This window comes from Rhodococcus sp. BE178 (assembly GCF_050433545.1).
Classification (GTDB): domain Bacteria; phylum Actinomycetota; class Actinomycetes; order Mycobacteriales; family Mycobacteriaceae; genus Prescottella.
The window spans coordinates 548,426-574,210 of sequence record NZ_JBNPXA010000002.1 but is presented as its reverse complement, the minus strand read 5'-3'; the positions used below and the strand labels follow the sequence as shown (position 1 = coordinate 574,210).

Here is a 25,785-nt window from a genome sequence, read left to right as displayed (position 1 = left end):
GAAATGCCGTTCCGTCGTCATCGATGTCCAGTCACGGATGTCCCTGGAAGGCTTCCAACGAACCGGACGGACTGTCCACCGAACCTATCAAGAGGTATCGGATCGTGACCTTCGCTCGGAGGCGGTGTATCCGGCGTGGAGAGGTATGCAGGTAGCATCGAACATCCGACAAATGTGCAGTCGATTTCGTCGTGGGATTTGTCGTATCTGCCACGGCGCACTGCAGGAAGGGGCTCCCACGAATGAGCGGCCACTCCAAATGGGCCACCACCAAGCACAAGAAGGCCGTGATCGACGCCAAGCGCGGCAAAGCCTTCGCGAAGCTGATCAAGAACATCGAGGTGGCGGCTCGTACCGGTGGCGGTGACCCGGCGGGCAACCCGACGCTGTACGACGCCATCCAGAAGGCCAAGAAGACCTCGGTTCCCAACGACAACATCGAGCGTGCGCGCAAGCGCGGTGCCGGTGAAGAGGCGGGCGGCGCGGACTGGCAGACCATCATGTACGAGGGCTACGGCCCGAACGGTGTCGCGGTGCTCATCGAATGTCTCACCGACAACCGCAACCGTGCGGCCGGTGAGGTCCGTACCGCGATGACCCGCAACGGCGGCAACATGGCCGATCCGGGCTCGGTGTCCTACCTCTTCACCCGCAAGGGCGTCGTGGTGCTCGAGAAGAACGGTCGCACCGAGGACGATCTTCTGGAGATCGTGCTCGAGGCCGGCGCCGAGGAGATCAACGATCTCGGTGACTCGTTCGAGATCGTGTGCGAGGCCGGGGACCTGATCCCCGTGCGCACCGCGCTCGTCGATGCCGGCGTCGACTACGAGTCGGCCGACCCCGACTTCCGGGCATCCGTGGAGGTCCCCGTCGACGTCGAGGGCGCCCGCAAGGTGTTCAAGCTGGTCGACGCTCTCGAGGAATCCGACGACGTCCAGAACGTCTACACCAACGTGGACGTCTCCGACGAGGTTCTCGCCGAACTCGACGCGTAGTTCCACCTCGCGCAGCGGACGCTCCGGCGCCCGGCTGCGTGTTGGTACATCCACCCGCGCCCACCTCCCGCTATGATCGAACAGCTGTTCGGAAATGGCGAGAGGTGGGCGCGTGCGTGTTCTGGGAGTCGACCCCGGCCTGACGCGGTGCGGGTTCGGCGTCGTGGACTCCGGTCGAGGTCGTGCGGTGATACCCGTCGCGGTGGACGTCGTTCGCACGCCGCCGGACATGGAGCTGTCCCAGCGCCTGCTGGGGATCTCGAATGCCGCCGACGAGTGGCTCGACAGGTACCGGCCCACCGTCGTCGCCGTCGAGCGGGTGTTCTCGCAGCACAATGTGCGGACCGCGATGGCGACCGCGCAGGCCGGCGGGGTCGTCGCGTTGGCTGCGGCCAAGCGGGGGATCGATGTGTGCTTCCACACCCCCAGCCAGGTCAAGGCGGCCGTCACGGGCAGCGGAACCGCGGACAAGAAGCAGGTGACCGCGATGATCACCCGCATCCTGGGGCTCGATACCGCGCCCAAACCGGCCGACGCGGCGGACGCGCTCGCGCTCGCGATCTGCCATTGTTGGCGCGCTCCGATGCTCGATCGGATGGCCGCGGCCGAGGCCGCCGCCGCCGAACAGAAGCGACGGTACGAAATGCGGCTGAAGCAAGTCGCCGCGGGGAAGGCAGGAACACGGTGATCGCTTCGGTACGGGGTGAGGTCCTCGAGATCGGGTTGGACCACGCGGTGATCGAGGCCGCGGGCGTCGGCTATCGCGTCAACGCCACACCCGCCACGTTGGCGACGCTGCGCCGCGGTGACGATGCACGACTGCTGACCGCGATGATCGTCCGTGAGGATTCGATGACGCTGTACGGCTTTGCCGACGCGGAATCCCGGGATCTGTTCGGCCTCCTGCAGACGGTGTCCGGTGTCGGCCCACGGCTGGCGATGGCGATCCTCGCGGTGCTCGAGCCCGTGGCCCTGCGCAAGGCACTCGCCGAGGGCAATGTCACGGCCTTGACCCGGGTGCCCGGCATCGGCAAGCGCGGCGCGGAGCGGATGGTCGTCGAGTTGCGGGACAAGGTCGAGGCCGTCCCGGCTGCCGGGGACCTGCCGGGCGCGGCGCCGGGCGGATCTCCGAGTGTCGTGCGCGATGACGTCGTCGAGGCGCTCACCGGCCTCGGCTTCCGGCTCGACCAGGCCGAGAAGGCGACCGACACGGTCGTGGCCGCCGACCCGACCGCCACGACGTCGGTCGTGCTGCGCTCCGCGCTGGCGCTGCTCGGTAAGACACGATGAATTTCGATGCCGGGCACGGCGACGAAGCGTCGGACATCCACGCCGACGGGTCTGCCGGTTCCGAGGTCACCGCCAACTTCGTCGCGTCGGACGGTGAGATCGAGGCCAGCCTGCGGCCCAAGAGCCTGACCGATTTCATCGGCCAGCCGCGGGTGCGTGAACAGCTTCAGTTGGTGCTCACCGGCGCGAAGATGCGCGGCGGGACGCCGGACCACATCCTGCTTTCCGGTCCGCCCGGGCTGGGCAAGACCAGCATGGCGATGATCATCGCGGCCGAACTCGGGACGTCGCTGCGCCTCACGTCCGGGCCGGCGCTCGAGCGTGCCGGCGATCTCGCGGCGATGCTGAGCAATCTCGTCGAGGGCGACGTGTTGTTCATCGACGAGATCCATCGGATCGCGCGTCCCGCCGAGGAGATGCTGTACCTGGCGATGGAGGATTTCCGGGTCGACGTCGTGGTCGGCAAGGGGCCGGGTGCGACGTCCATTCCTCTCGAGGTGGCGCCGTTCACGCTGGTCGGGGCCACGACGCGGTCCGGCGCGCTCACCGGCCCGCTGCGCGACCGGTTCGGCTTCACCGCTCACATGGACTTCTACGAGCCCGCCGAGTTGGAGCAGATCCTGCTGCGGTCGGCGGGCATTCTCGGCGTCGATCTCGGACCCGAGGCGAGCGCGGAGATCGCCGGCCGATCGCGGGGCACACCCCGTATCGCGAACCGTCTGCTGCGTCGCGTCCGCGACTACGCGGAGGTGCGGGCCGACGGCATCGTCACCTGCGAGGTGGCCCAGGCGGCCCTCGCGGTGTACGACGTGGACGCTCTCGGTCTCGACCGTCTCGACCGGGCGGTGCTCGGCGCACTCGTGCGGAGCTTCGGCGGCGGACCGGTCGGTGTTTCGACGCTCGCCGTCGCGGTGGGGGAGGAGCCGGCGACGGTCGAGGAGGTGTGCGAGCCGTTCCTGGTGCGGGCCGGCATGATCGCCCGGACCCCTCGCGGTCGAGTCGCGACCGCGGCGGCGTGGGCGCAGCTGGGGTTGACCCCGCCACCCGATGCCGCAGTCGGCGGAATCGAGGTGCGTGCCCGGGAGCCGCAGCTGGGATTGTTCGACTCGGGGGAGCCCGACACCGAGGAACGCTGAGCGGGTTCGTCCGGCGCTCCCGTGACGCTTGTTCGATATGAGCGAAATGGGATCGGTGCCGAATTCCCTTTCGACGGCCCTGCTAATGGCACACTGGTGGGTGGCGCGGCACCGACCCGGATCCGTGCCGTAGACGTGTGTGACAACCCTGAGGACTGACTTTCCGATGCTCGAGTTGCTGTTTCCCGTTCTGATTCTCGCTCTGCTGGTGCCGATGTTCCTCGGCATCCGGCGCCAGAAGAAGGAGATGGCCAAGACCGCTGAACTCCAGGATTCTCTGCAGATCGGTGACCGGGTGATGACGACGGCGGGGCTGCACGCCACCGTCGCCGGCCTCGGCGACGGAACCGTCGACCTCGAGATCGCTCCTGGTGTCGTCACGACGTGGTCGCGCATGGTCATCCGTGAGCACCTCGTCGACGAGGACGCCGCCGGCGACGACGTGGTCGACGAGTCTGACGAGACGCCCGATGAAACGCAGCGTCGTCTGAACGGCGAGTAGTGCGTCGGCCGCCCCCGTAGGCAGGTTCAAGCCTGCCGGCGGGGGCGTGTTCGCGCCTGGCTCGCCGAGGGGCAGTGAGAATCTGCGGCCCATTGCGTCATTCACCTGAACCGCACGTACCGAGGAGACAGACAGACCGTGGCACCTTCGACAGGATCGGTGCATCCAGTGCGCGCGCTCGCCGTTTTCACGACGATCGTCGCCGCGCTGTATGCGTTGGTCTTCTTCACCGGAGACAAGTCCCCGACCCCGGAACTGGGGATCGACCTGCAAGGTGGGACACGAGTCACACTCACCGCGCGAACGCCTGACGGCAGCACTCCCAGCCAGGACAGCCTGCGTCAGGCACAGCAGATCATCGAGACCCGCGTCAACGGCCTGGGTGTCTCGGGCTCCGAGGTCGTGATCGACGGCGACAACCTCGTCATCACGGTCCCCGGCGACGACAGCTCGCAGGCCCGTTCGCTGGGACAGACCGCGCGTCTGTACATCCGTCCGGTGCTCGGCTCGCAGCCCGCGGCCGCGCCCGGCGCGCCGGAGCAGGCGCCGAACACGCAGGCCCCTGCTCCGACGGAGCCGAACACGACTCCGGGGGCGGAGGAGCCGGCGGCGCAGGAGCGCCCGTTCCCGGCGCAGAATCCCACCGAGCCGGCACCGTCGCCGACTCCGGCACCCGAGGCTCCTGCCACCCAGGCGCCGGAGCCCGGTTCGCCCGAGGCCGCGGCCGCGGAGATCTCGAAGGCCAAGGCCACCCGTCAGAGCGAGGACCCCGCGGTCCAGCAGCAGGCGATGGCCACGCTCGACTGCTCGGCACCCGACCCGCTCCAGGGCAACGACGATCCGGCGCTGCCGTTGGTCGCGTGCTCCACTGACGGCACCACCGTGTACCTTCTCGCCCCGAGCATCATCGACGGCCAGGAGATCTCCGACGCGTCGTCCGGCTTCAACGCGCAGCAGTCGCGCTACGAGGTGAGCCTGAGCTTCAAGTCCAGTGGCAGCTCCACGTGGGCGCAGTTCACGTCGGCGAACATCGGTAAGCAGGCCGCCTTCACGCTCGACTCGAAGGTCGTCAGCGCGCCGGTCGTGCAGGGCGCGACCCCGGTCGGCAGCTCGACGTCGATCACCGGTCAGTTCACACAGACCCAGGCGCAGGAGCTCGCCAACACCCTCAAGTACGGTTCGCTGCCGCTGTCGTTCGAGGCGTCGGAGGCCGAAACCGTCTCCGCGACCCTCGGCCTCCAGTCACTCGAGGCGGGTCTGATCGCGGGCGCCGTCGGTCTCGTGCTGGTGCTGGTCTACTGCCTCGTCTACTACCGCATGCTCGGCGTGCTCACAGCGCTCTCGCTCGTGCTGTCGGGCGTCATGGTGTACGCGGTGATGGTTCTGTTGGGCCGGTACATCGGCTTCACCCTGGACCTCGCCGGCATCGCGGGTCTGATCATCGGTATCGGTATGACCGCGGACTCGTTCGTGGTGTTCTTCGAACGCATCAAGGACGAGATGCGTGAGGGCCGCAGCTTCCGTTCGGCGGTGCCCCGCGGTTGGGCGCGCGCACGTCGGACGATCCTGTCCGGCAACGCGGTCAGCTTCATCGCGGCCGCGGTGCTGTACGCCCTCGCTGTGGGCCAGGTGCGTGGCTTCGCGTTCACGCTCGGCCTCACGACGATCCTCGACGTGGTCGTGGTGTTCCTGGTGACGTGGCCGCTGGTCTACATGGCGTCGAAGTCGCGCTTCTGGTCCAAGCCGAGCGTCAACGGGCTCGGGGCCGTCCAGCAGGTCGCCCGCGAACGCAAGATGGTCGCCGCGTCGACCTCCGCATCGTCCGACATGGAGGCATGAAGCAATGAGTGAGTCGAACACCTCCGCCGTCGACACGAACGTCACCGACGCCGGCGTCAACCAGGCACTGCTGCCGCACCACAGCTGGCTCCAGCGCCTGTACACCGGCACCGGTGGCTTCGAGGTCATCGGTCGCCGGAAGTTCTACTACCTGCTGACCGGCGCGATCGTCGCGTTGTCGCTGCTGAGCATCGTCGTTCGTGGATTCACACTCGGAATCGAGTTCGAGGGTGGCACTCGCATCCAGTTCCCGACGCCGGCCGGTGTCACCACCGAGCAGGTCGAGACGGTGTACTCGGACAGCCTCGGCAACGAGCCGGTGTCGGTCCAGACCGTGGGATCCGGTTCCAGTTCGTCGATCGAGATCCGCTCCGAGGCACTCGACGTCGCGCAGGTGGCCACGCTGCAGAATGCGCTGTTCGATGCGTTCCATCCCGAGGACAGCAACGGCAACCCGTCGAAGAACGCCATCAGTGTCGCGGACGTCAGTGAGACGTGGGGCGGCCAGATCACCCAGAAGGCGCTGATAGCGCTCGTGGTGTTCCTGATCATCGTCAGTATCTACATCGCGGTCCGGTTCGAACGCGACATGGCGATCGCGGCGATCATCTCGCTGTTCTTCGACATGATCGTCACCGCCGGCGTGTACTCGCTCATCGGTTTCGAGGTCACGCCCGCCACGGTGATCGGTTTCCTGACGATCCTCGGTTTCTCGCTCTACGACACCGTCGTCGTGTTCGACAAGGTCGAGGAGAACACCCGCGGCATCCTACACCTGAACCGCCGTACCTACGCCGAACAGGCCAACCTGGCCGTCAACCAGACCCTGATGCGGTCGATCAACACGACGGTGATCTCGATCCTGCCGGTGCTCGGCCTGATGGTCGTCGCAGTGTGGCTCCTCGGTGTCGGCACGCTGAAGGACCTGGCGCTGGTGCAGCTCGTGGGCATCCTGGTCGGTGCCTATTCGTCGATCTTCACCGCGACCCCGATGCTGGTGAGCATCAAGGAGCGGTGGGGTCCCGTCGCCGCACACACCAAGAAGGTGCTGGCCAAGCGTGAGGCGGCGTCCGGTGTGAAGAGTGTTTCGGCCGAGCGGGTAGAGCCGCGGGTGCGTCCCACCGCGGGCGGTGCGCCCAGGCCGGGAGCCACGCCGACCGGAAAGCGCAACAAGAAGAGGCACTGACATGCCGGATGCGAAAACCTCCCGTCGTGCCCCCCGTCCCACCCGCCGCGTCGTCAGGTCGATCGTTGCCCTGACGGCCGCGGCGGCGGTCGGTGCGACCGCCGCCTGCGGCGAGCCCGCCGATCAGGTGCCGTCGCTGGGCTTCGCGATCGACAACGTCGTGACGACCTACAACGGCAACACCGTCGAGGGCGCGGCGACGGGTGCGCGGCAGGCGCTCGGCCGGGTGCTCACCGGCATGAGCTACACCGGTCCCGCCGGTGGGCCGGTCGCGGACACCGATTTCGGCACGGCCAGCGTGCTTCCCGGCGACGTGCTCACCGTGCAATACCGGCTCAACCCGGCATCGGTGTACTCCGACGGTGTGCCCGTCTCCTGCGACGACCTCGTGCTGACGTGGGCGGCGGGCAGTGGACGGTTCACCCGGCCCGGTGACGGCGGCACCGGACCGATGTTCGAGGCGGCCACGAGGGCCGGCTACTCCGACATCGACCGCGTCGACTGCCAACCCGGATCGAAGGACGCCACCGTCGTCTTCAAGCCCGGCCGCGGCTACCTGGACTGGCGTTCGCTGTTCGGGGCGACCGAGGTGATGCCGGCTCACGTCGCGGCGCAGGCCGCGGGTGTGCCGGACCTGGTCGGTGCAGTCCATTCGGGTGATGCCGACGCAGTCGGTCGCATCGCCGACTTCTGGAACACGGGCTGGACACTGACGCCTGGTGAACCGGATCTGACGAGACTGCCGTCGTCGGGTCCGTATCGGATCGACTCCTACACCGCCGACGGCGGGCTGGTGCTCGTCGAGAACGAGCGCTGGTGGGGCAACAAGCCCGCCACGTCCCGAATCGTGGTGTGGCCCAAGGGTTCGGATGTGCAGTCCCGCATCGACGACGGTGACATCGAGGTCGTCGACATCGGTTCCGGATCGATCGAGGGCCTGAATCTGGGCGACGGCTTCGACGTCGTGGACCAGCCGTCGCGCAGCGTCGAGCAGTTGGTGCTGGCTACGCGCGGCACCCTCGGCTCGGTCGAGGCCCGGCGGGCGTTGGCATTGTGTCTGCCGCGTCAGCAGTTGTTCGACCAACTCGGTCATCCCGGTTTCGACGTGCCGACCGGGCTGGGTTCGGGCGTGGTCGACTCCCGGATCACGGCGCCCGACACGCTCTTCTACGCGTCGGCAGTCGCGGCCGAGGGCGGGATCTACACCGATCCGGACATCCCCGGCGCGACTGCGGCGCGGGAGGAGACGGGGCAGCAGCACCTCACGGTGCGTGTCGGCTACCTCGGACCCGACGAGCGGCGCGCGCAGACCGTTCAGGAGATCGCCGCGTCGTGCGCGGGTGCCGGGATCACCGTCGAGGACGCCGGCTCGCCCGACTTCCGGCCGACGGCCCTCGGCGCGGGCCAGGTCGATGCCGTGCTCGCCGGAACGGGTTCGGCGGCGGGTGCCGCCGGCGTGAGCGCGACGACCGACGCGGCCTTCGCGTTGCACTCGGGCAACGGCGACAACTTCGGCGGGTTCGCCAATGGTCGCTTCGATCAGATCGCCGATCAGCTCGCGGTCGACGGTTCCCTGGCGGCGCGGATGTCGCTGGCGGGGGAGGCGGAGGCGATCCTCTGGAACGAGATGCCGACGATTCCGCTGTTCGACCAGCCGCGGACGACCGCGCATTCGAAGGGGATGCACGCGGTGGTGCCGAACCCTACGAGGTCCGGTGCCGGGTGGAACATGGACAGGTGGATACTTCTCAGGTGATTTCTCAGATGGATGCGCCTGAAGCTGCCACGCCGAACCTCGCGACTGCGCTGGAGAAGGCCGGCGAAGCGGTGTCGCGTCTGACGCGCTGGTGTGACGACTTCCCGACGCCCGGGGTTCGGTTCGCCGACCTGACTCCGGTCTTCGCGGACGGTCCCGGTTACCGCGCCGTGATCGACGGTCTCGCGGCGGCGGGCACCGGTGCCGACCTCGTCGCGGGCGTCGACGCTCGGGGCTTCCTGCTCGGTGGCGGCGTCGCGCTCGAGTTGGGCTGTGGTGTGCTGGCGGTGCGCAAGGCGGGCAAGCTGCCGCCGCCGGTGTATGCGGAGAGCTATGCGCTCGAGTACGGCGCGGCGACGCTGGAGATCCCGTGCGACGCGCCCGACCTGAAGGGCCGGCGGGTGTTCGTGATCGACGACGTCCTCGCCACCGGCGGAACGCTGTTGGCGGCCGCCGAACTGCTGGCCCGGGCCGGTGCCGAGGTGGTCGGCGTCGCGGTGGTTCTCGAGATCGAGGAACTGGGTGGCCGGGAGCGGTTCGAGCGGTACCCGCTGACGTCGCTCGTGCGAGTCTGAGGACTACAGTTGTGCCTGGTGGTGTTGCAGTGCCGCCGGGTCCCGAGGGACCGCCCGCAGCGCGGTGGCAGGAGGTGACGGCATGACCCAGCATCTTGATCGGTCTCAGAACACAGGTGCACCCGGTACAGGGGCGACGCCACCTGCGGAGAAGTCCGCACCCGCGCCCGTACCGACCTCCGCGTCGCGACGGGTGCGCGCCCGGTTGGCACGGCGCATCACCGGTCAGCGCAACGCCCCGGTCCGCCCGGTGCTCGAACCGCTGGTGACCCTGCACCGCGAGCTGTACCCCAAGGCCGACTTCTCGCTGCTGCAGCGGGCGTACGACGTCGCCGAGCAGCGGCACGCCACGCAGTTCCGCAAGTCCGGCGACCCGTACATCACCCATCCGCTCGCGGTCGCGAACATCCTCGCCGAACTCGGCATGGACACCACCACCCTGGTGGCGGCGCTCCTCCACGACACCGTCGAGGACACCGGGTATTCGCTCGAGGAACTGACCGCCGAGTTCGGTGAGGAGGTGGCGCACCTCGTCGACGGCGTCACCAAGCTGGACAAGGTGGTCCTGGGATCGGCTGCCGAGGGCGAGACGATCCGCAAGATGATCATCGCGATGGCGCGCGATCCACGGGTGCTGGTCATCAAGGTCGCCGACCGGCTCCACAACATGCGCACGATGCGGTTCCTGCCGCCGGAGAAGCAGGCGCGCAAGGCCCGCGAGACGTTGGAAGTGATTGCGCCGCTGGCGCATCGACTCGGCATGGCGACCGTGAAGTGGGAGCTCGAGGACCTGTCGTTCGCGATCCTGCATCCGAAGAAGTACGAGGAGATCGTCCGGCTGGTCGCGGACCGGGCACCGTCGCGCGACACCTACCTGGCGAAAGTGCGGGCGGAGATCAACGCGACCCTGTCGGCGTCACGGATCAATGCCGTCGTCGAGGGCCGCCCCAAGCACTACTGGTCGATCTACCAGAAGATGATCGTCAAGGGCCGCGACTTCGACGACATCCACGACCTGGTGGGCGTGCGGATCCTGTGCGACGAGATCCGCGACTGCTACGCCGCGGTCGGCGTCGTGCACTCGCTGTGGCAGCCGATGGCGGGCCGGTTCAAGGACTACATCGCGCAGCCGCGGTACGGGGTCTACCAGTCGCTGCACACCACCGTGATCGGCCCCGAGGGCAAGCCGCTGGAGGTGCAGATCCGCACGCGGGACATGCACCGCACGGCGGAGTTCGGTATCGCCGCGCACTGGCGCTACAAGGAGACCAAGGGGCGGCACTCCGGCGATGTCGCCGAGGTCGACGACATGGCGTGGATGCGTCAGCTGCTCGACTGGCAGCGGGAGGCCGCCGATCCCGGTGAGTTCCTCGAGTCGCTCCGGTACGACCTCGCGGTCAAGGAGATCTTCGTCTTCACGCCGAAGGGCGATGTGGTGACGTTGCCCGCCGGCTCGACGCCGGTCGACTTCGCCTACGCGGTGCACACCGAGGTCGGACACCGATGTATCGGTGCCCGCGTCAACGGCCGGTTGGTGGCGCTCGAGCGCACGCTCGAGAACGGTGAGGTCGTCGAGGTCTTCACATCGAAGGCGGCCAACGCCGGGCCGAGTCGGGACTGGCAGTCGTTCGTGGTGTCGCCGCGGGCGAAGACCAAGATTCGGCAGTGGTTCGCGAAGGAACGCCGCGAGGAAGCGCTCGAAGCCGGCAAGGACGCCATCGCGAAGGAGGTTCGCCGCGGTGGACTTCCCTTGCAGCGCTTGATGAATGCCGAGTCGATGACGGCGATCGCGCACGAGTTGCGGTATGCCGACGTCTCGGCGCTCTACACCGCGGTGGGCGAGCACAACGTCTCGGCTCAGCACGTCGTGCAGCGCCTGGTCGCGCATCTCGGCGGCGTCGGCGCCGTCGAGGAGGAGTTGGCCGAGCGGTCGACGCCGTCGACCATCCCCACCCGCCCGCGTGGCACCGGCGACGTGGGCGTGCTGGTGCCCGGAGCGCCGGGCACGGTCGCCAAGCTCGCGAAGTGTTGCACCCCGGTGCCGGGCGACGAGATCATGGGCTTCGTGACGCGCGGCGGTGCGGTGAGCGTGCACCGCACGGACTGCACCAACGCGGCCTCGCTGCGACAGCAGTCGGAGCGGATCATCGAAGTCCAGTGGGCGCCGTCGCCGTCGTCGGTGTTCCTGGTGGCCATCCAGATCGAGGCACTCGACAGGCATCGGTTGCTGTCGGACGTGACCAAGGCTCTCGCCGACGAGAAGGTGAACATCCTGTCGGCGTCGGTGACTACGTCGGGGGACCGGGTCGCGGTCAGCAAGTTCACGTTCGAGATGGGCGACCCGAAGCACCTGGGTCATGTGCTGAACGTGGTGCGCAACGTCGAGGGCGTCTACGACGTCTACCGCGTGACGTCGGCCGCCTAGCGGGTTCGAGCCTCCGGAACGGGCTGAAGGGGCCCTTCGTGCGCTGTGAGCGTACGAAGGGCCCCTTCAGCTGTGCAGGGGAGGCGTGTCAGCCGAGTTTGGCGGTCTCGATGGTGACCGGGTTGGTCGGGGCGCCGTCGCCGGGCGACGTGGAGCCCTTCACGCCGGCCGCGGCGATCTTGTCCAGGGTGGCGAGCCCCTCGTCCGAGATCGTGCCGACCACCGTGTAGTTCGGCTGGAGCAGCGAGTCCTCGAAGACCAGGAAGAACTGGCTGCCGTTGGTGTCGGCGCCGGCGTTGGCCATCGCGACGGTGCCGCGGGGATACACGACGGGGTTGTTCAGCGCGGGATCGTTCGCGGCGAACTGATTGGTCGGGTACTCGTTGGCGTACTGGTAGCCGGGTCCGCCGCTGCCGCGTCCGGACGGGTCACCGCACTGCAGCATGCCCAGGCCGGGGACGGTGGAGATGCGGTGGCAGGGGGTGCCGTCGTAGTACGCCTGCTCGGTGAGGCTGACGAAGCTGTTGACCGTGCAGGGTGCCTTCGCGCGGTCGAGGGTGAGGCCGATCGGACCCGCATCGGTGGCGAGAGCGACCGGGACGGTGCCCTCGGTCGAGACGCCCGTTCCGTTCGGAGCCTTCACGTCCTTCGCGGCCGGACCGGCCGGGGCGTAGCTGCAGTCGACCGTCGGCGCGGCGGGTGCGGCGGCCGCGGGCAGGGCCGCGAAACGGGACATGTCGATCGACGGCGCGGCCGGTGTCGTCCAGGTGCTCGATGCGCTCGTGGAGGTGTCGGTGGAGCTGTCGTTGTCGGAGGAGCACCCGGTCAGGACGAGTGCCACGCCCAGTCCGACTGCGGCTAATGCTGTGCGCTTCATCAGTCCAGTCTCACACTCGTGATCTCGACGGGCAGGTTCGGCTTGCCGTCACCGGGCTGGTTGGACGCGTCGTTTCCGGCCGCGGCAACCTTGTCGAGGGTCGCGAGGCCGGTCTCGTCGATCGTGCCGAACACGGTGTAGTCCGGCGGCAGCTGCGAATCGCCGTAGACCATGAAGAATTGGCTGCCGTTGCTGTTCGGCACGGCGCTGTGCGCCATCGCCAGGGTGCCGCGGGGGTACAGCGCGGGCGTGCTCAACGCGGGATCGCCCTCGGCGTACTGGTCGGTCGGGAACTCGTTGGCGAAGCCGTAGCCGGGCCCGCCGGTCCCGGTCCCGGTGGGGTCGCCGCACTGCAGGACCTGCAGGCTGTCACCTGTGGTGAGCCGGTGGCAGCTGGTGGCGTCGAAGTAGCCCTGCGAGGCGAGGCTGACGAAATTGTTGACCGTGCAGGGCGATTCGCCGTTGTTCAGCGTCAGGCCGATGTTGCCCTGCGAAGTCTCCATGCTGGCGCTGACAGTCGCGACGGTGGTGTCGATGCCCTCGGTGCGCGGCGGAGTGTTGGGCTTCGACGGCGCGCTGCCGTCGGGCGTGTAGGTGCAGTTCACGAGATTCGCGAGCGCCTCGGCGCGACCGGCCGGCAACGCGCCGGCGGTCTGCGTCGGGGAGGCCGCGGTGTTCTCGGAGGACTTGTCCTCGTCCTTGCCGCTCAGCGTCACCACGACGGCCCCGACCGCGACCACGACGATGACGCCGACGATCGAACCGGCGATCGTCAACTGCTTGCGCTTTCGTGCGCGCGCGGCGCGCCGTTCGAGCTGGCGTTCCAGCTTTCTCTTCGCTGCTTCCCGGCGCTGCTGATTGCTCGGCACTGCGGTAGTCCTCCCGTACGTCTCGTTCGGTTTGTTCCGGAATATCTCGTGGCACCCGTCGCCGCCCGAGGGCTTCGGGCGAGTCTGTCATTCCAACCTGAGAAGATCCTGGCGCGACGACAGCCTAGGCTGTATGCGGTCCGCAACGGACCCCGTAATCGACCCGTACTTTAGGAGCTGCCGCCGTGCTCGTCACCGGATTCCCGGCCGGGATGTTCCAGACCAACTGTTACATCCTCGCGCAGGACGACTCGACGGACTGCGTTGTCGTCGATCCCGGCCAGGACGCGGCCGAACCGTTGGCGCAGTTCCTCGCCCAGTCGGAGCTCGAGCCCCGGGCGGTGCTGTTGACACACGGCCATCTCGATCACACGTGGTCGGTGCAGCCGGTCTGCGAGCGGTACGGCATTCCGGCCTACATCCACCCCGAGGACCGGTACATGCTCAGCGATCCCGCGCGCGGGATCGGACCGACCATGAACCAGTTCATCGTCGGGGTCGAGTTCCGTGAGCCGGCCGAGGTGATCGAACTCGCCGACGGTGACGAGTTCTCCGTCGCCGGGATCGACTTCGTGGTCGACCACACCCCCGGGCACACGCAGGGTTCGGTCGTCTTCCGCACCGAACTGTCGACCGATGACGGACCGCTGCAGGTCGCACTGACCGGAGACACGCTGTTCCAGGGTTCGATCGGCCGCAGCGACCTTCCCGGGGGCAACCACGAGCAGTTGCTGAGCTCGATCGCGCGCAAGTTGCTCGTGCTCGACGACAGCACCGCAATCCTGCCCGGCCACGGTGGATCGAGTTCGATCGGCCAGGAGCGTGCCGCGAACCCGTTCCTCGTTGGACTGACCGCCTCCCAGTAAGGAAAAGTAAGCACCGTGAGTAAGTCCAGCACCTTCTCGGCCCCCAAGGGCATTCCCGACTATGTCCCGCCGCAGTCCGCGGAGTTCGTCGCCGTGCGCGACGGGCTGACCCGCGCGGCGAGGTTGGCCGGCTACGGACACATCGAGTTGCCGATCTTCGAGGACACGGGTCTGTTCGCCCGCGGCGTCGGTGAGTCCACCGACGTCGTGTCGAAGGAGATGTACACGTTCGCCGACCGCGGCGATCGTTCGGTGACGCTCCGGCCCGAGGGCACCGCCGGTGTGATGCGCGCCGTGATCGAGCACGGCCTCGACCGCGGCCAACTCCCGGTCAAGCTCAGCTACGCCGGCCCGTTCTTCCGCTACGAGCGCCCCCAGGCGGGCCGCTACCGTCAGCTGCAGCAGGTGGGCGTCGAGGCGATCGGCGTGGACGATCCGGCGCTCGACGCCGAGGTCATCGCGATCGCCGACGCCGGTTTCCGGTCCCTCGGACTCGACGGTTTCCGGCTCGAGATCACCTCGCTCGGTGACGAGACGTGCCGCCCGCAGTACCGGGAGCGGTTGCAGGAGTTCCTGTTCGCGCTGCCGCTGGACGAGGAAACGCAGGCACGAGCCCGAATCAACCCGCTGCGCGTGCTCGACGACAAGCGCAAGGAGGTCCGCGAGATGACGGCGGACGCCCCGCTCATGCTCGATCACCTCTCGGAGAGTGCGAAGTCGCACTTCGATCAGGTCCTCGCACACCTCGACGCGCTCGGTGTGCCCTACGTCGTGAATCCGCGCATGGTGCGCGGCCTCGACTACTACACCAAGACCACGTTCGAGTTCGTCCACGACGGTCTCGGTGCACAGTCCGGCATCGGCGGCGGTGGTCGCTACGACGGCCTCATGGAGCAGCTCGGCGGTCAGCCGTTGTCCGGTATCGGCTTCGGCCTCGGTGTGGACCGCACCATCCTGGCGCTCGCGGCGGAGGGCAAGTCCGCCGGCAACCCCGCGCGCTGCGAGGTGTTCGGCGTGCCGCTCGGTGACGCGGCGAAGGCGCGGATGGTCACGATCGCGCGGGACCTGCGGGCGGCCGGCATCCGCGTCGACATGGTGTACGGCGATCGCGGGATCAAGGGCTCGATGAAGGCGGCGGACCGTTCGGGTGCACGGTTCGCGCTCGTGCTCGGCGACGAGGACCTCGCGGCCGACACGATCGGCGTCAAGAACCTGGGCACCGGCGAACAGACCTCGGTCCCATTGGAAGGTGTTGTCGCGCAGATCGGTTCGATTCTTGCCGACGCCTGACGGCGCGGGTGGGGAGCAGTTCTCCCTCGACCTCATCCCGGCGTCGATGTTGGCGCCCCGCATGCGCCGGATCGCCGTCGTCTCGATCGTGATCGGGATCGTGGTGGGCGCCGTGGTGGCGTTCTTCGCCGACCCGCTGGTCGCCGTCGCCATCGGCGCCGTGATCGGCCTGCCGACCGCGCTGTCGGCGCTGCTGGCAACCCGGCGCCGAATGTGGTTGGACGGCACCGTGATCCACGCATCGAACGGGCTCCGGCACCGTCGGATCGAGGTGGGCAAGGCGGTCAGTGTCGAGTTCGTCGTCCGGGCCGGGCGGATCAGTCAGGTCGCGGTACGGATCGGGGACGGCCGGGCTGCGCAGACCGTGCCGCTCGCGCTCTACACCGCGGACGGCGGGCGCGAACTCGAGGTGCTCGGGTTACGCAAGCTCGCCGACGCCCTCTCCGCGAGCGAACTGGCACCCGCGGCCGCCGCGGCATCGCTGCTCATCGAGCAGTTGCGAGCGGAGGCCCGGGGTGCCGGTCTGGAGGAGCGCCCGCTGTACCGAGCGGTCGTACTGGTCCGCGATGCGGGCCGGGTCCCGCAGACCGTGCTCACCGACCAGGAAGTCGCGACCCTGTCGATCTGACGTCCGTGCGCCGAGACGGACTGACCGGGCGGTAACTCCCTGGTTGCGGGTTCGGTCGTTCGCTTCGCTGCGCCGCCGGACAGGATTATCGTTCGAAGCATGGTCGGACTCTGGCCCGTCCTCGATCGCAAGGCTGTCTTCGAGGACGCAGAGGAACTGCTCCGCAACGGCACGTCGTGCGGAGTGGTGCTGGTCGGTACCGCCGGGGTCGGCAAGACGACGATGGCGCGGGAGTTGGTGGGTTCGCTCACCGGTGACGCCCGATGGATCGTCGGCACCGAGTCCACCCAGTCCATTCCCCTCGGGGCGTTCGCGCCGCACCTGGCCCGCACCACGTCGCGCGACCCCGTCGTCGCGCTGCGCGCGGTGCGCGACCTGCTCGCCGAGGACGGCTCGGCTCCCGACGGCTGGGTGGGGATCATCGGGGTGGACGACGCGCACCTGCTCGACGAGTTCTCGGCGGGACTGGTCCACCAGTTGGCGGTCGGCCGCGATGCCCGGCTGGTCGTCACCGTCCGCAGCGGTGCTCCCGTGCCGGGGGCGATCGAGGCGCTGTGGAAGGACGGCCTGCTCACCCCGTTCGTGGTCCCGCCGTTCACGCGGCAGGAGATGGACGAGGAACTGCACGCGGTTCTCGGCGCTCCGGTCGAGCGGTTCAGCGCGGACGAGATCTGGGAGGCGTCGGAGGGCAATCCGCTGTTCCTGCGGCACCTCGTGGAGGGCGCGCTCGACGGCGGCACACTCCGCAAATCGGGGGGTGTGTGGCAGTTGCGGGGTCGCCCCGGGGTGTCCGCGGCCCTCGCGTCGCTGCTCGAGTCGCGCTTCGCGCGGACACCGCGCGACGCCCTCGACGTGGTCGACTACCTCGCCTTCTGCGAGCCACTCGAGCTCGAGGTACTCAGCGAACTGGTGAGCCGGCGGTCGATCGAAGAGGCCGAGCGGCTGGATCTGGTGCGCATCCGGGACGTGGGAAACGCGCACGTCGTGCGCCTGGCACATCCGCTCTTCGGTGAGGTGATCCGCGATCGTGCCGGTGTGCTCGCCGCGCAGCGTATCAAGCGGCGACTCGTCGAGGTGCTGCGCGCGTCACCCGATCCGGGCGTGGTGACCTCGATGCGCATCGCCGAGCTGGCGATGGAGTCCGGAATGGACCCGGATCCGGATCTGCTGGTGCGCGGTGCGGAGGACGCGATCGCGATGGCCAGCCTCGATCTCGGTGCGCGCCTCGCGGGTGCCGCCGTCCGGCGCGGAGCCGGCTTCGACGCGTCGTTCGCGCTGGGTCGGGCCCTGATGTGGCAGGGCCGGGGCGACGAGGCCGAGAAGGTGTTCGCGGCCGTCGACCCGGACGCGTTGAGCGAGTACGACGTCGCCCGTTGGCTCCTGACCCGCGTCGCGAGCCTGTATCTGGAGGCCGGTCGCCCGCAGGAGGCGGTCGCGCTGTTCGAGCGCGAACGGGGCCGGATCACCGACCCCATGCTCGCGGTGTCGGTGGTGGCACTGGACGCGGTCCTGCACCTGTACGACCGTCGGCCCGCGGAGGCGATCGCACTGGCCCGGCAGGTGGGGGCGGCGCCGGAGGCCCACCCGTGGGCGCGTGCCAGCGCGGTGTTCGCGGGTGTCGCGGCGCTGACCGTGTCGGGCCGCGGCTTCGAGGTGGGCGCGCTGGCCTCGTCCGCGTGGGAAGCGATCTCGCACGGCGACGGCCTGCTGCGATTCCACATCGGTTACTTCGAGGTCCAGGCACTCACGCTCGTCGGCCGGTTGTCGGCGGCACAGCAGACGGCCGCCCGGTACCGCGACCTGGCCGCCGGACAGCCGAACAGCGCCGCCCTGGCCGACGTGGCGTCCGGCGTCGTGGAACTGACGAGCGGCAGGCTCAACGATGCCGCCGAGCACCTGACGGAGGCCCTCGCGGTGCTCGACCGCGAGACGCGATCGGAATGGATGCTGCTCGCGGCCGTGAGCCTGTGCGAGGTGCGGGCCGCGCAGGGGAAGCCCGACGACGCCACCGCCGCTCTCGCGATCGCGGAACGCCATTCCGGCCCCGAACTGGCCTTCTTCGACCCGCTCATCGACATCGCCCGGGCGTGGGTGGCGGGGGCGGCGGGGGAGGTGTCCGCCGCGGTCCATGCGGCGCGCCGCGGTGCGGACCGGGCTGCGCAGTCCGGCCAGTTCGCGGTGGAGGCGCTCGCGCTCGACGTCGCGACCACGTTCGGCGACTACTCCACCGTCCAGCGGCTCGTCGAGCTCGGGTCGGTCGTGGACGGGCCGTTCGCGAAGGTGGCGGCCGAGCGAGCACGCGCGCTGGCGAAGGCGGACGGACCCGCACTCGACCGGCTCGCCGCCGAGTTCGAGCGCGTCGGCGCCCTGATCGCGGCGGCGGACATGTACGCGCAGGCCGCCACCGCGTACTCGCGGTCGAGCGACCGCCGGGGTGAACTGTCGGCGGCGGCGAAGGCGCACTGGTTGTCGTCGCGGTGTGACGGGGCGACCACGCCCGCCCTGGCGAAGGCGGCCCGCCCGCTGCCGCTGACCGATCGTGAACGGGAGATCGCGGTTCTGGTCGGTCGCGGACTGTCGAACAAGGACATCGCCAGCCGACTGGTGCTGTCGGTGCGCACCGTCGAGGGCCACATCTACCGGGCGTGCGAGAAGCTGGCGCTGAGCCACCGCAGCGACCTCGCCAAGCTCGTCCAGGTGTGAGCCGTTCCACAATCGTCGATCGACGTGTGGTGTGACCGATCTCCTTCTCCCGCTGCCGGATTCGTGGCTACGGTGGGAAGTGTCGATGACGACGCGAGGAGGCGGCATGAGCACTGCACCTGTCGGTAACGCACCAGCCACTGTCACGGTCACCGGGGCCTCCGGGCAGATCGCGTACGGTTTGCTCTTCCGGATCGCGGCCGGCGACATGCTCGGTCCCGAGACCCCGATTCGCTTGAGATTGCTGGAGATTCCCGCTGCGGTCAGATCCGCGGAGGGTGTCGCGATGGAACTCGAGGACGGTGCGTTTCCGCTGCTCGACGGAATCGAGATCACCGACGATCCACTCGTCGGCTTCGACGGGTCCGACATCGCGATGCTGGTCGGGGCGCGTCCCCGCACGAAGGGCATGGAACGCGCGGACCTGCTGTCGGCGAACGGCGCGATCTTCACCGCGCAGGGCCGGGCGATCGAGGCCCGCGCATCGGACGACGTCAAGGTACTGGTCGTGGGCAATCCCGCGAACACCAACGCGCTGATCACGATGAACAATGCTCCCCGCGTGCCGCGAACCCGGTTCTCGGCCCTGACCCGGCTCGACCACAACCGGGCCATCGCGCAACTCGCGCACAAGACCGGTGAGCCGGCCGCCAGCATTCGTCGGATGACCATCTGGGGTAACCACTCGGCAACTCAGTACCCGGACCTGTTCCACGCTTTCGTGGGCAACAAGCCCGCGGACGATGCGGTCTCGGATCCTGCCTGGATCGAGGACGACTTCGTTCCCACCGTGCAGCAGCGGGGGACTGCCATCATCCAGGCCCGTGGGTCGTCGTCGGCGGCGAGCGCCGCGAGCGCGGCGATCGATCATGTCCGGGACTGGGTCCGCGGAACCGCCGACGGAGACTGGGTCTCGATGGCGGTGTGCTCGGACGGCTCGTACGGCGTCCCGGAGGGTCTGATCAGCTCGTTCCCGGTGACTTGCGCGAACGGTGAGTTCACCATCGTCCCGGACCTGGAGATCGACGACTTCTCGCGCGGACGGATCGCCCGGTCCGTCGCGGAACTCGAGCAGGAACGGGACGCGGTCCGCGCGCTCGGCCTGATCTGACGACGGGCCGAGCGCACGAACGGCGATCAGCGCGGGTCGAACTCGTCGGCCCCCAGCTCGCCGGGGTCGACGCCGCCGATGACCGCCGGGGCCACCATCGGCAGGTCGCCGACAACGTCGTTGCTCCGCGCCGCATCGACGAGGTAGCTCGGTGTGCTGCGATCCACGGTGTCGTCGTAGCCGCTGCGAGCCCCGGAGCCCATTCCGCCGGGCGCGAAGCCGCTGCCCGTTCCCGACGCCGCGGCGCCCAGGGCCGGTGCGGTCGGATTCGCAGGTCCGGCGGCGGGAGTGCCGGCCGGCACCTGTGCGGCAGCCGGCCCGCGCCCCGCCGAACCGGCGGCCGCAGCGCTGCCGCTTCCGATGCTTCCGAGGAAGCCGGACGTGGCGGAACCGCCTGAGCCACCGCCACCTCCGACACCGCCGCCGGCGGGGGTTGTCGGCGCTGCGGTCGTGGTGGCCGCGAAGTCCCCGGCGCCCCCGGTGATGCCCGCGGCCAGGGTGGGCGCCGCGACGGAATCCCCGAACTGTCCGGTGAGCGTCCCGACGAGGGGTTTTCCGACCGATTCGAGAAGTGAACTCGCGACCGCGATCGGCGACGGCCCGCCCCCGGGCGTGAGACCGGCTGCGGGAGCGGGCGCCGGCGGAACCGGGATCTCGGCCCCCAGTGCTGCCATCGCCGACTGGTGCCCGGCGAGTTCGGCGCGGGTTTCGGCGATCACGGTCAACGCGCGCTGGAGATGATCGGCAGCGGCCGCGATGAGCATGGTCTGTCCCGGCGGGGTGAGAGCCACCGGCCCGGCGGCAACGGCGGTCGCGACGAACGATTCGGCGACGGCAACGAGTTTCGCGTTGCCGCGAGCCACTGAGCCCGCGGCTTCCTGCGTGACCGTGGCGATCTCGTTTCCGCGTCGGCTGAGCTGCTCACCGGCGAGCTGGGCCTGCTGTCCCTGGGACTGGGCGGCGAGCGCGGCCCGACCGTCCCACGCCTGATCGAGGGTCTTCAGTCCGGACAGCCCCACGGACAGTGCGGTGTCGATGATCGACGACGACTGCTGCAGCAACGCCGTCGGATCGAAACCGCCGACCGTTCCGGTGCCGAACGCGCCGGCGAGCTCGGAGATCGGTTGCAGCAGTTGATCCAGACCCGGCAGCGGCGGCAGCGTGGGAAGCGGCGGTAGTGCGGGCAGTGGTGGGAGCGGCGGCAGGGCGCCCGCCGCGATGTCGGTGAACGGTGTGTCCAGCAGCGGCCCGAGCGGCGACGCGGCGAGCGCCTCCATCGGGGTGCGGGGGACCGGCATGTCGAGCACCGGTGCGACCGGTGACGCCTGCAACAGATCCAGCACCGTCGGCTGATCGCTCCCCGATGCCGTCGAATCCGAGGCCGTCATGCGTTCTCCCCCAGAGCATCTCGTGCGGCGCCGAGTGCGGCACCGGTGGACCGGTCCGCGCCGTCGTAGGCCGCCGCGATGGTGTGCGCGACCGAACTCGTGCCCGCGTACACGTTCGCCAGGGCCGCAACCGATCTCGCGTGCGTCACCTGCGTCGTGGCAAATGTCGCGAGGAAGTCGGCGCCGATGACACCGAACACCGGCGCCAGTGCCACGACGTTGGCGGCGGCGTCGAACGCGCCAGCCGCTCCGATGTTCGCGGCAGTCTCCGCCGCTATGTCCCCGTACGCGCGAATCTCGTCCGGCGCAGCCGTGAATCCGTCCATGTCGACCCCCCAGTCAGTGATTCCGGTGACACTGTAGCGGAGGCGGTGGGGCGTGCGCGCAGCGTCGGGGCCGGGCTGTGGACAACTCTCGGCAATCAGCTTTCGGGTATTCGGTCGAGGAGGGCCGTTGCCCGTCTCGCGATGTCGTCCGTCGGACCGGTCCAGCCCAGGGCCCGTAGGGCCGCGTCGGCGACCGCGTCGGGGGTGAGCGGCGACGTGGTGTCGTGCACCGCGGCGTCCGAACGGGAGCTGATGGTCGCCTCGACGAGCCGGAACGGCAGTTCGAGGGGGACGGAACCGCAGTCGGGGCCGGCGATCGCGTCGCGGGCGTCGTGCGCGAACGCCGCGTACCGCGCCATGAGGTCCGCCCGCAGTCCGCGGAACTCGGCGAACCGCTCCGTCGTCACCTCGGGCAGTAGGTACAGGGCGCCCAGATTCCAGCGGGACGCGACGAGCTGCCCGGCATCGAAGAGCGCGAGGGCGTACATGCCCACGACAGGATCTTCACAGTCCCGGCGCAGCTGTTCGGCGCACTCCACCGGAGCCGCGACGGTCCCGAGCAGGAGGGCGGCGAGGATGTCGTCCTTGGTGGCGAAATGGTGGTACATCGACGCCTGCCGGATCCCGACGGCGTCGGCGATCATCCGCGTGGACGTTCCCGTGAAGCCGCGGGTGGTGAACAGTTCCGCCGCCGCGTCGAGGATCTCCTCGCGTGCGGTCGCGCCGGGCCGTTTGCGCGTCGACAGTCTCGGCCGGCCGGCACCAGTTGTCGTCATGGATCCATCCTTACAGGAAAGCGACGCAGTGCGATTCGCGAAGCGCGGTCAGTCGGCGGGTGGGCCCGCATACGACAGCCGTCGCTGCACGCCGGCGATCTCGCGGACCGCCTCGGACAAGAGGCTCCGGAACAGCGGAGTGAGCGACCCGGCCGCGATCTCGTCGGTGACGGCGTGGCCCTGTTCGAGGATCTCGCACTGGTGTCGGAGCCGGATCTGTTGCACGACCTCGAACGATTCGGACAGTACGCGGGCATCGTCGTCGAGCAAGAGTCCGGTGCCGGCCGCCGCCCGCAGGCGTCCGGTCGTCGAGCGGTCGCTGACGCCGGCGCAGATCCCGGCCCATCGCGCGATGTTCACGACGGGCATCGCCGCATCGGCCTTGAGGTCGATGTTCCCCGTGCGGCGGGTCAGGAGGCGGCGCAGCGGGTGCAGGCGCGCGGGTTCGTCCACGGCCTGGCGCAGCAGCAGCCTCGTCGCGGCGGGGGCGGTGCGCAGTCGAGTCGCCACCCACTCGGCGAGGTGGGGACGCCCATCTCCCCAGGTCTCCCGGCTGTCCGCGAGCATCGACAGCATCACCAGACCGCGATCGGTGAACGGGTCGGCGATCCACCCCTCCACCGCACCGAGCCAGCGCTGGTGCGATCGGGAGAACCGGGTGCGGTCGGCGGTCGCGCCCTTGGCGTCCGCGCGAAGCCCACACGAGTCCAGGAGATCGTGAACCCGAGCGGCGAGCGCGGTGACGGTGTCGGTCTCGATGTCGGCTCCGACGACGACCGCGGTGTCGAGATCGGAGTTCGGTAGCGCCTCGCGCCGCGCGACACTGCCCAGGCTCAGCCAGGTGAGGTCCGGCGCGGCGCGCGCGGCCACCAGATCGAGTGCTCGTGCCACGGTCGCGTCGACGATCACCGACAGGATTGCGCTGACGTCGGTCGGTGCCACCCGCGCTCGATGTAGGTCCAGGACCAGGGCGGGGATCTGCCTTGCGGTGGCGATGAGCTCATCGGTGTCGGCGGCGCGCGCCACGGCGCCGCGCAGCAGGAAGCCGCCGCGCGCTGCGCCGGCGAGGAGATCGGCGTCCTCGACGATGCCGAGCACCTCGCCCCGTGCCGAGAGCACCGGCATCGTGCGAACCCCGCATTCGAGCATGTCGCGCAGGGCGTCGGCGCCCAGTCGGTCGGCGGGACACGTGTGTACCGGGCTGGTCATCGCGGCGGTGACGGGCGTGTTCGGGCCGAGGCCCGCGGCGACGACCCGCCGCGTGAGGTCGCCTTCGGTCACGATGCCGTGGGATCCGTCGGCCAGTGGCACGAGAACGCATCGCCGGCGCGTAGTTGTCATGAGAACGGCGGCGTCGCGGACGGTCGCCGTCGCCGGACACAACGGTGCGCGTCCCCGCAACAGCTCGCCCACCGGCCGGATCGCCGGGCTGGTCGCCACCGACGGACGCCGGTCCACCTGTTCGTCCACGATGTCCATCCTGGCAGTGGTACCCCCGCGCCCGGGTCGCCGCGCCCGTGACCTGCGCGTGTGAGTGGTTCGTCATCCGCAGGTAACCGATGACACGGGACTGCAACCGAAGACGTCCACCTGGACTCACGTTTGCAACGTCGGCGACATCGACCGCGTCATTTGGCTCGGAAAACTGTCGAGTGACAGAAACCGGTACCCGGGGCGGCCCGGGAGAGGTGACGCTTCCGTCCTCTGCAGGAGAGTTCATGACGACTACCGCGCCGACAGCGTCGAACGACCGGGGCGACCTGGCCGAGTTCGGCTACGAGCAGCAGTTGCACCGATCCCTCGGGAAGTTCGCGTCCTTCGCGGCGGGCTTCTCCTTCGTCTCGATCCTCACCACGATCTTCCAATTGTTCGGTCTCGGTTTCGGATTCGCCGGTCCGGCCTTCTTCTGGACGTGGCCCGTGGTGTTCCTCGGCCAGTTCATGGTCGCGCTGTGCTTCGCGGAACTCGCGGCGCGCTACCCGATCTCGGGAGCGGTCTATCAGTGGTCGCGTCGGATGGGCGGCGAGATCGTCGGGTGGTTCGCCGGCTGGTTCATGATCCTCGCGCAGATCGTCACCGCGTCCGCGGCCGCGATCGCGTTGCAGGTGGTGCTGCCGTCCGTCTGGAGAGGCTTCCAGGTGATCGGCGAGGATTCGGCGCTCACGTCGCCGAGCGGTGCCACGAACGCCGTCCTGCTCGGGTCGATCCTGCTGGTGCTGACGACCACCATCAACTGCGTCGGTGTGAACTGGATGTCCCGCATCAACAACATCGGAGTGACCTGCGAGATCGTCGGTGTCGTCGCGGTGGTGGGCATGCTGTTCACCCACGCCGAGCGTGGGCCCGAGGTCGTGTTCGACACGGGTGCCGCCGGCACCCAGCCCGGGTACATCTGGGCGTGGATCGTCTCGGGCCTGATGGCGGCGTACGTCATGGTCGGTTTCGGGTCGGCCGGTGAACTCGCGGAGGAAACGCGGAACCCTCGTCGCGTCGCCCCGCGCACCATCCGGTTGGCGCTGTCGGTGTCCGCACTCGGCGGTGGCCTCATGATCGTGGGTGCACTGATGGCGGCGCCGAGTCTCACCGACGGCCGCCTGGCCGCCGAGGGTCTGCCGTACGTGCTGACGTCGATCCTGAGCTCGCCGTGGGGAACCCTGCTCCTGGTGGACGTCGCGATCGCGGTGTTCGTGTGCACGCTCGCCATCCAGACCGCTGCCTCCCGGCTGATGTTCTCGATGGCACGCGACGGCCGGTTGCCCGCCAGCGGCGCGCTGTCGAAGGTCAACGGCAGGACCGGTACCCCGATCGCGCCGTCTGTGCTGATCGGTCTGGCATGCATCGTGGTCCTCGCCGTGAACGTCGGTAACTCGGCGATCTTCACGACGCTGTCGAGCGTGTGCATCGTGCTGATCTATCTCGCCTACCTGATGGTGACCGTTCCGCTTCTGGTCCGCCGGCTGAAGGGGTGGCCCAACGGCGGCGCACAGGTCGACGCGGACGGGCGAAAGTTGTTCTCGCTCGGCGTGTTCGCGATCCCGGTGAACATCGCAGCCGTCGCCTATGGGCTGCTGATGGTCGTCAATCTGTCCTGGCCTCGCGCCGAAATCTTCAACCCCACAGGGGAATTCCCGATCCTCCAGTGGTCCGCGCCGATCACCGTGGTGGCAGTGGTGCTCGTCGGAGCGCTCTGCTATCCGCGCAGCAAGGCCGTCCCGAACCCCGTCACGATTGGAGCCTGAAGTGACCA

22 protein-coding genes are annotated in these 25,785 nt (G+C 69.1%); 16 read left to right on the top strand and 6 right to left on the bottom strand.

The genetic code is table 11. The annotated features are described in order from the left end of the window. Positions 1-242 precede the first annotated feature (242 nt). From J2X34_RS06680 to J2X34_RS06635, 10 genes are all read left to right on the top strand, one after another. On the top strand, positions 243-995 hold the full coding sequence (locus J2X34_RS06680) for a YebC/PmpR family DNA-binding transcriptional regulator (RefSeq protein ID WP_114722626.1): 753 nt from the start codon (positions 243-245) through the stop codon (positions 993-995). A 112-nt stretch (positions 996-1,107) separates the two neighbouring features. Next, positions 1,108-1,683, top strand: a complete 576-nt coding sequence (gene ruvC, locus J2X34_RS06675; RefSeq protein ID WP_114722627.1) for a crossover junction endodeoxyribonuclease RuvC — start codon at positions 1,108-1,110, stop codon at positions 1,681-1,683. Further along, positions 1,680-2,285: a Holliday junction branch migration protein RuvA gene (gene ruvA / locus J2X34_RS06670; RefSeq protein WP_114722628.1), complete on the top strand. Its 606-nt coding sequence runs from the start codon at positions 1,680-1,682 to the stop codon at positions 2,283-2,285. The genes ruvC and ruvA overlap by 4 nt, the downstream gene beginning before the upstream one ends. Then, a complete protein-coding gene (gene ruvB, locus J2X34_RS06665) occupies positions 2,282-3,421 on the top strand; it encodes a Holliday junction branch migration DNA helicase RuvB (protein ID WP_254622909.1) in 1,140 nt (379 codons plus the stop codon). The genes ruvA and ruvB overlap by 4 nt, the downstream gene beginning before the upstream one ends. Before the next feature lie 166 nt (positions 3,422-3,587). After that, positions 3,588-3,923, top strand: a complete 336-nt coding sequence (yajC, locus tag J2X34_RS06660; RefSeq protein WP_114722629.1) for a preprotein translocase subunit YajC — start codon at positions 3,588-3,590, stop codon at positions 3,921-3,923. Positions 3,924-4,061: 138 nt separating this feature from the next. Continuing rightward, positions 4,062-5,762: a protein translocase subunit SecD gene (gene secD / locus J2X34_RS06655; RefSeq protein ID WP_429516398.1), complete on the top strand. Its 1,701-nt coding sequence runs from the start codon at positions 4,062-4,064 to the stop codon at positions 5,760-5,762. 4 nt (positions 5,763-5,766) lie between these two features. Next, a complete protein-coding gene (gene secF / locus J2X34_RS06650; RefSeq protein WP_114722631.1) occupies positions 5,767-6,948 on the top strand; it encodes a protein translocase subunit SecF in 1,182 nt (393 codons plus the stop codon). 1 nt (position 6,949) lies between these two features. Then, entirely contained in the window at positions 6,950-8,704 is a 1,755-nt protein-coding gene (locus J2X34_RS06645; RefSeq protein WP_114722632.1) for an ABC transporter substrate-binding protein, read from the top strand. An 8-nt stretch (positions 8,705-8,712) separates the two neighbouring features. After that, a complete protein-coding gene (locus tag J2X34_RS06640) occupies positions 8,713-9,279 on the top strand; it encodes an adenine phosphoribosyltransferase (protein WP_114722633.1) in 567 nt (188 codons plus the stop codon). Positions 9,280-9,361: 82 nt separating this feature from the next. Beyond that, complete coding sequence (locus tag J2X34_RS06635; protein WP_174909870.1) at positions 9,362-11,704, top strand: RelA/SpoT family protein; 2,343 nt, start codon at positions 9,362-9,364, stop codon at positions 11,702-11,704. A gap of 88 nt (positions 11,705-11,792) precedes the next feature. Here J2X34_RS06635 and J2X34_RS06630 read toward each other — a convergent pair whose 3' ends face one another. Continuing rightward, entirely contained in the window at positions 11,793-12,581 is a 789-nt protein-coding gene (locus J2X34_RS06630; RefSeq protein ID WP_174909872.1) for a peptidylprolyl isomerase, read from the bottom strand. Further along, positions 12,581-13,450: a peptidylprolyl isomerase gene (locus J2X34_RS06625; RefSeq protein ID WP_174909874.1), complete on the bottom strand. Its 870-nt coding sequence runs from the start codon at positions 13,448-13,450 to the stop codon at positions 12,581-12,583. Before J2X34_RS06625 ends, J2X34_RS06630 begins: the two co-directional genes overlap by 1 nt. A 185-nt stretch (positions 13,451-13,635) precedes the next feature. On the opposite strand from J2X34_RS06625, the gene J2X34_RS06620 reads away from it, so the two are divergent. The 5 genes from J2X34_RS06620 to J2X34_RS06600 all read left to right on the top strand — a co-directional run bounded on the left by J2X34_RS06620 (position 13,636) and on the right by J2X34_RS06600 (position 20,048). After that, on the top strand, positions 13,636-14,316 hold the full coding sequence (locus tag J2X34_RS06620; protein ID WP_429516397.1) for an MBL fold metallo-hydrolase: 681 nt from the start codon (positions 13,636-13,638) through the stop codon (positions 14,314-14,316). 15 nt (positions 14,317-14,331) lie between these two features. After that, positions 14,332-15,606: a histidine--tRNA ligase gene (gene hisS, locus J2X34_RS06615; protein ID WP_429516396.1), complete on the top strand. Its 1,275-nt coding sequence runs from the start codon at positions 14,332-14,334 to the stop codon at positions 15,604-15,606. 46 nt (positions 15,607-15,652) lie between these two features. Continuing rightward, entirely contained in the window at positions 15,653-16,234 is a 582-nt protein-coding gene (locus tag J2X34_RS06610) for a hypothetical protein (protein WP_114722743.1), read from the top strand. 99 nt (positions 16,235-16,333) lie between these two features. Next, on the top strand, positions 16,334-18,937 hold the full coding sequence (locus tag J2X34_RS06605) for a helix-turn-helix transcriptional regulator (RefSeq protein ID WP_174909878.1): 2,604 nt from the start codon (positions 16,334-16,336) through the stop codon (positions 18,935-18,937). A gap of 106 nt (positions 18,938-19,043) precedes the next feature. After that, the gene (locus J2X34_RS06600; RefSeq protein WP_174909880.1) at positions 19,044-20,048 is read left to right on the top strand and encodes a malate dehydrogenase; all 1,005 of its coding nucleotides are present in this window, start codon (positions 19,044-19,046) and stop codon (positions 20,046-20,048) included. Between the two features lie 26 nt (positions 20,049-20,074). Here the strand turns inward: J2X34_RS06600 and J2X34_RS06595 are convergent, their stop codons facing one another. From J2X34_RS06595 to J2X34_RS06580, 4 genes are all read right to left on the bottom strand, one after another. Further along, a complete protein-coding gene (locus J2X34_RS06595) occupies positions 20,075-21,436 on the bottom strand; it encodes a hypothetical protein (RefSeq protein ID WP_429516395.1) in 1,362 nt (453 codons plus the stop codon). Further along, a complete protein-coding gene (locus tag J2X34_RS06590; protein WP_114722641.1) occupies positions 21,433-21,762 on the bottom strand; it encodes a type VII secretion target in 330 nt (109 codons plus the stop codon). The genes J2X34_RS06595 and J2X34_RS06590 overlap by 4 nt, the downstream gene beginning before the upstream one ends. Positions 21,763-21,857: 95 nt before the next feature. Further along, positions 21,858-22,538, bottom strand: coding sequence for a TetR/AcrR family transcriptional regulator (locus J2X34_RS06585; protein WP_429516394.1), 681 nt, complete (start codon positions 22,536-22,538; stop codon positions 21,858-21,860). Positions 22,539-22,586: 48 nt separating this feature from the next. Next, positions 22,587-24,017 (bottom strand): putative nucleotidyltransferase substrate binding domain-containing protein, encoded by a 1,431-nt coding sequence (locus J2X34_RS06580; RefSeq protein ID WP_429516393.1) that lies wholly within the window; start codon positions 24,015-24,017, stop codon positions 22,587-22,589. Positions 24,018-24,256: 239 nt separating this feature from the next. Here J2X34_RS06580 and J2X34_RS06575 point away from each other — a divergent pair, with 239 nt between their 5' ends. Then, positions 24,257-25,777, top strand: coding sequence for an amino acid permease (locus tag J2X34_RS06575; RefSeq protein ID WP_114722643.1), 1,521 nt, complete (start codon positions 24,257-24,259; stop codon positions 25,775-25,777). Positions 25,778-25,785 lie beyond the last annotated feature (8 nt).

What these genes read in the sequence shown, in the direction of transcription:
- J2X34_RS06680 (WP_114722626.1), top strand. Translation starts at nt 243, where the DNA reads ATGAGCGGCCACTCCAAATGGGCCACCACCAAGCACAAGAAGGCCGTG.
- ruvB (WP_254622909.1), top strand. Translation starts at nt 2,282, where the DNA reads ATGAATTTCGATGCCGGGCACGGCGACGAAGCGTCGGACATCCACGCC.
- yajC (WP_114722629.1), top strand. Translation starts at nt 3,588, where the DNA reads ATGCTCGAGTTGCTGTTTCCCGTTCTGATTCTCGCTCTGCTGGTGCCG.
- secF (WP_114722631.1), top strand. Translation starts at nt 5,767, where the DNA reads ATGAGTGAGTCGAACACCTCCGCCGTCGACACGAACGTCACCGACGCC.
- J2X34_RS06645 (WP_114722632.1), top strand. Translation starts at nt 6,950, where the DNA reads ATGCCGGATGCGAAAACCTCCCGTCGTGCCCCCCGTCCCACCCGCCGC.
- J2X34_RS06640 (WP_114722633.1), top strand. Translation starts at nt 8,713, where the DNA reads ATGGATGCGCCTGAAGCTGCCACGCCGAACCTCGCGACTGCGCTGGAG.
- J2X34_RS06635 (WP_174909870.1), top strand. Translation starts at nt 9,362, where the DNA reads ATGACCCAGCATCTTGATCGGTCTCAGAACACAGGTGCACCCGGTACA.
- J2X34_RS06630 (WP_174909872.1), bottom strand. Translation starts at nt 12,581, where the DNA reads ATGAAGCGCACAGCATTAGCCGCAGTCGGACTGGGCGTGGCACTCGTC.
- J2X34_RS06610 (WP_114722743.1), top strand. Translation starts at nt 15,653, where the DNA reads ATGTTGGCGCCCCGCATGCGCCGGATCGCCGTCGTCTCGATCGTGATC.
- J2X34_RS06605 (WP_174909878.1), top strand. Translation starts at nt 16,334, where the DNA reads ATGGTCGGACTCTGGCCCGTCCTCGATCGCAAGGCTGTCTTCGAGGAC.
- J2X34_RS06600 (WP_174909880.1), top strand. Translation starts at nt 19,044, where the DNA reads ATGAGCACTGCACCTGTCGGTAACGCACCAGCCACTGTCACGGTCACC.
- J2X34_RS06595 (WP_429516395.1), bottom strand. Translation starts at nt 21,436, where the DNA reads ATGACGGCCTCGGATTCGACGGCATCGGGGAGCGATCAGCCGACGGTG.
- J2X34_RS06590 (WP_114722641.1), bottom strand. Translation starts at nt 21,762, where the DNA reads ATGGACGGATTCACGGCTGCGCCGGACGAGATTCGCGCGTACGGGGAC.
- J2X34_RS06585 (WP_429516394.1), bottom strand. Translation starts at nt 22,538, where the DNA reads ATGACGACAACTGGTGCCGGCCGGCCGAGACTGTCGACGCGCAAACGG.
- J2X34_RS06580 (WP_429516393.1), bottom strand. Translation starts at nt 24,017, where the DNA reads ATGGACATCGTGGACGAACAGGTGGACCGGCGTCCGTCGGTGGCGACC.
- J2X34_RS06575 (WP_114722643.1), top strand. Translation starts at nt 24,257, where the DNA reads ATGACGACTACCGCGCCGACAGCGTCGAACGACCGGGGCGACCTGGCC.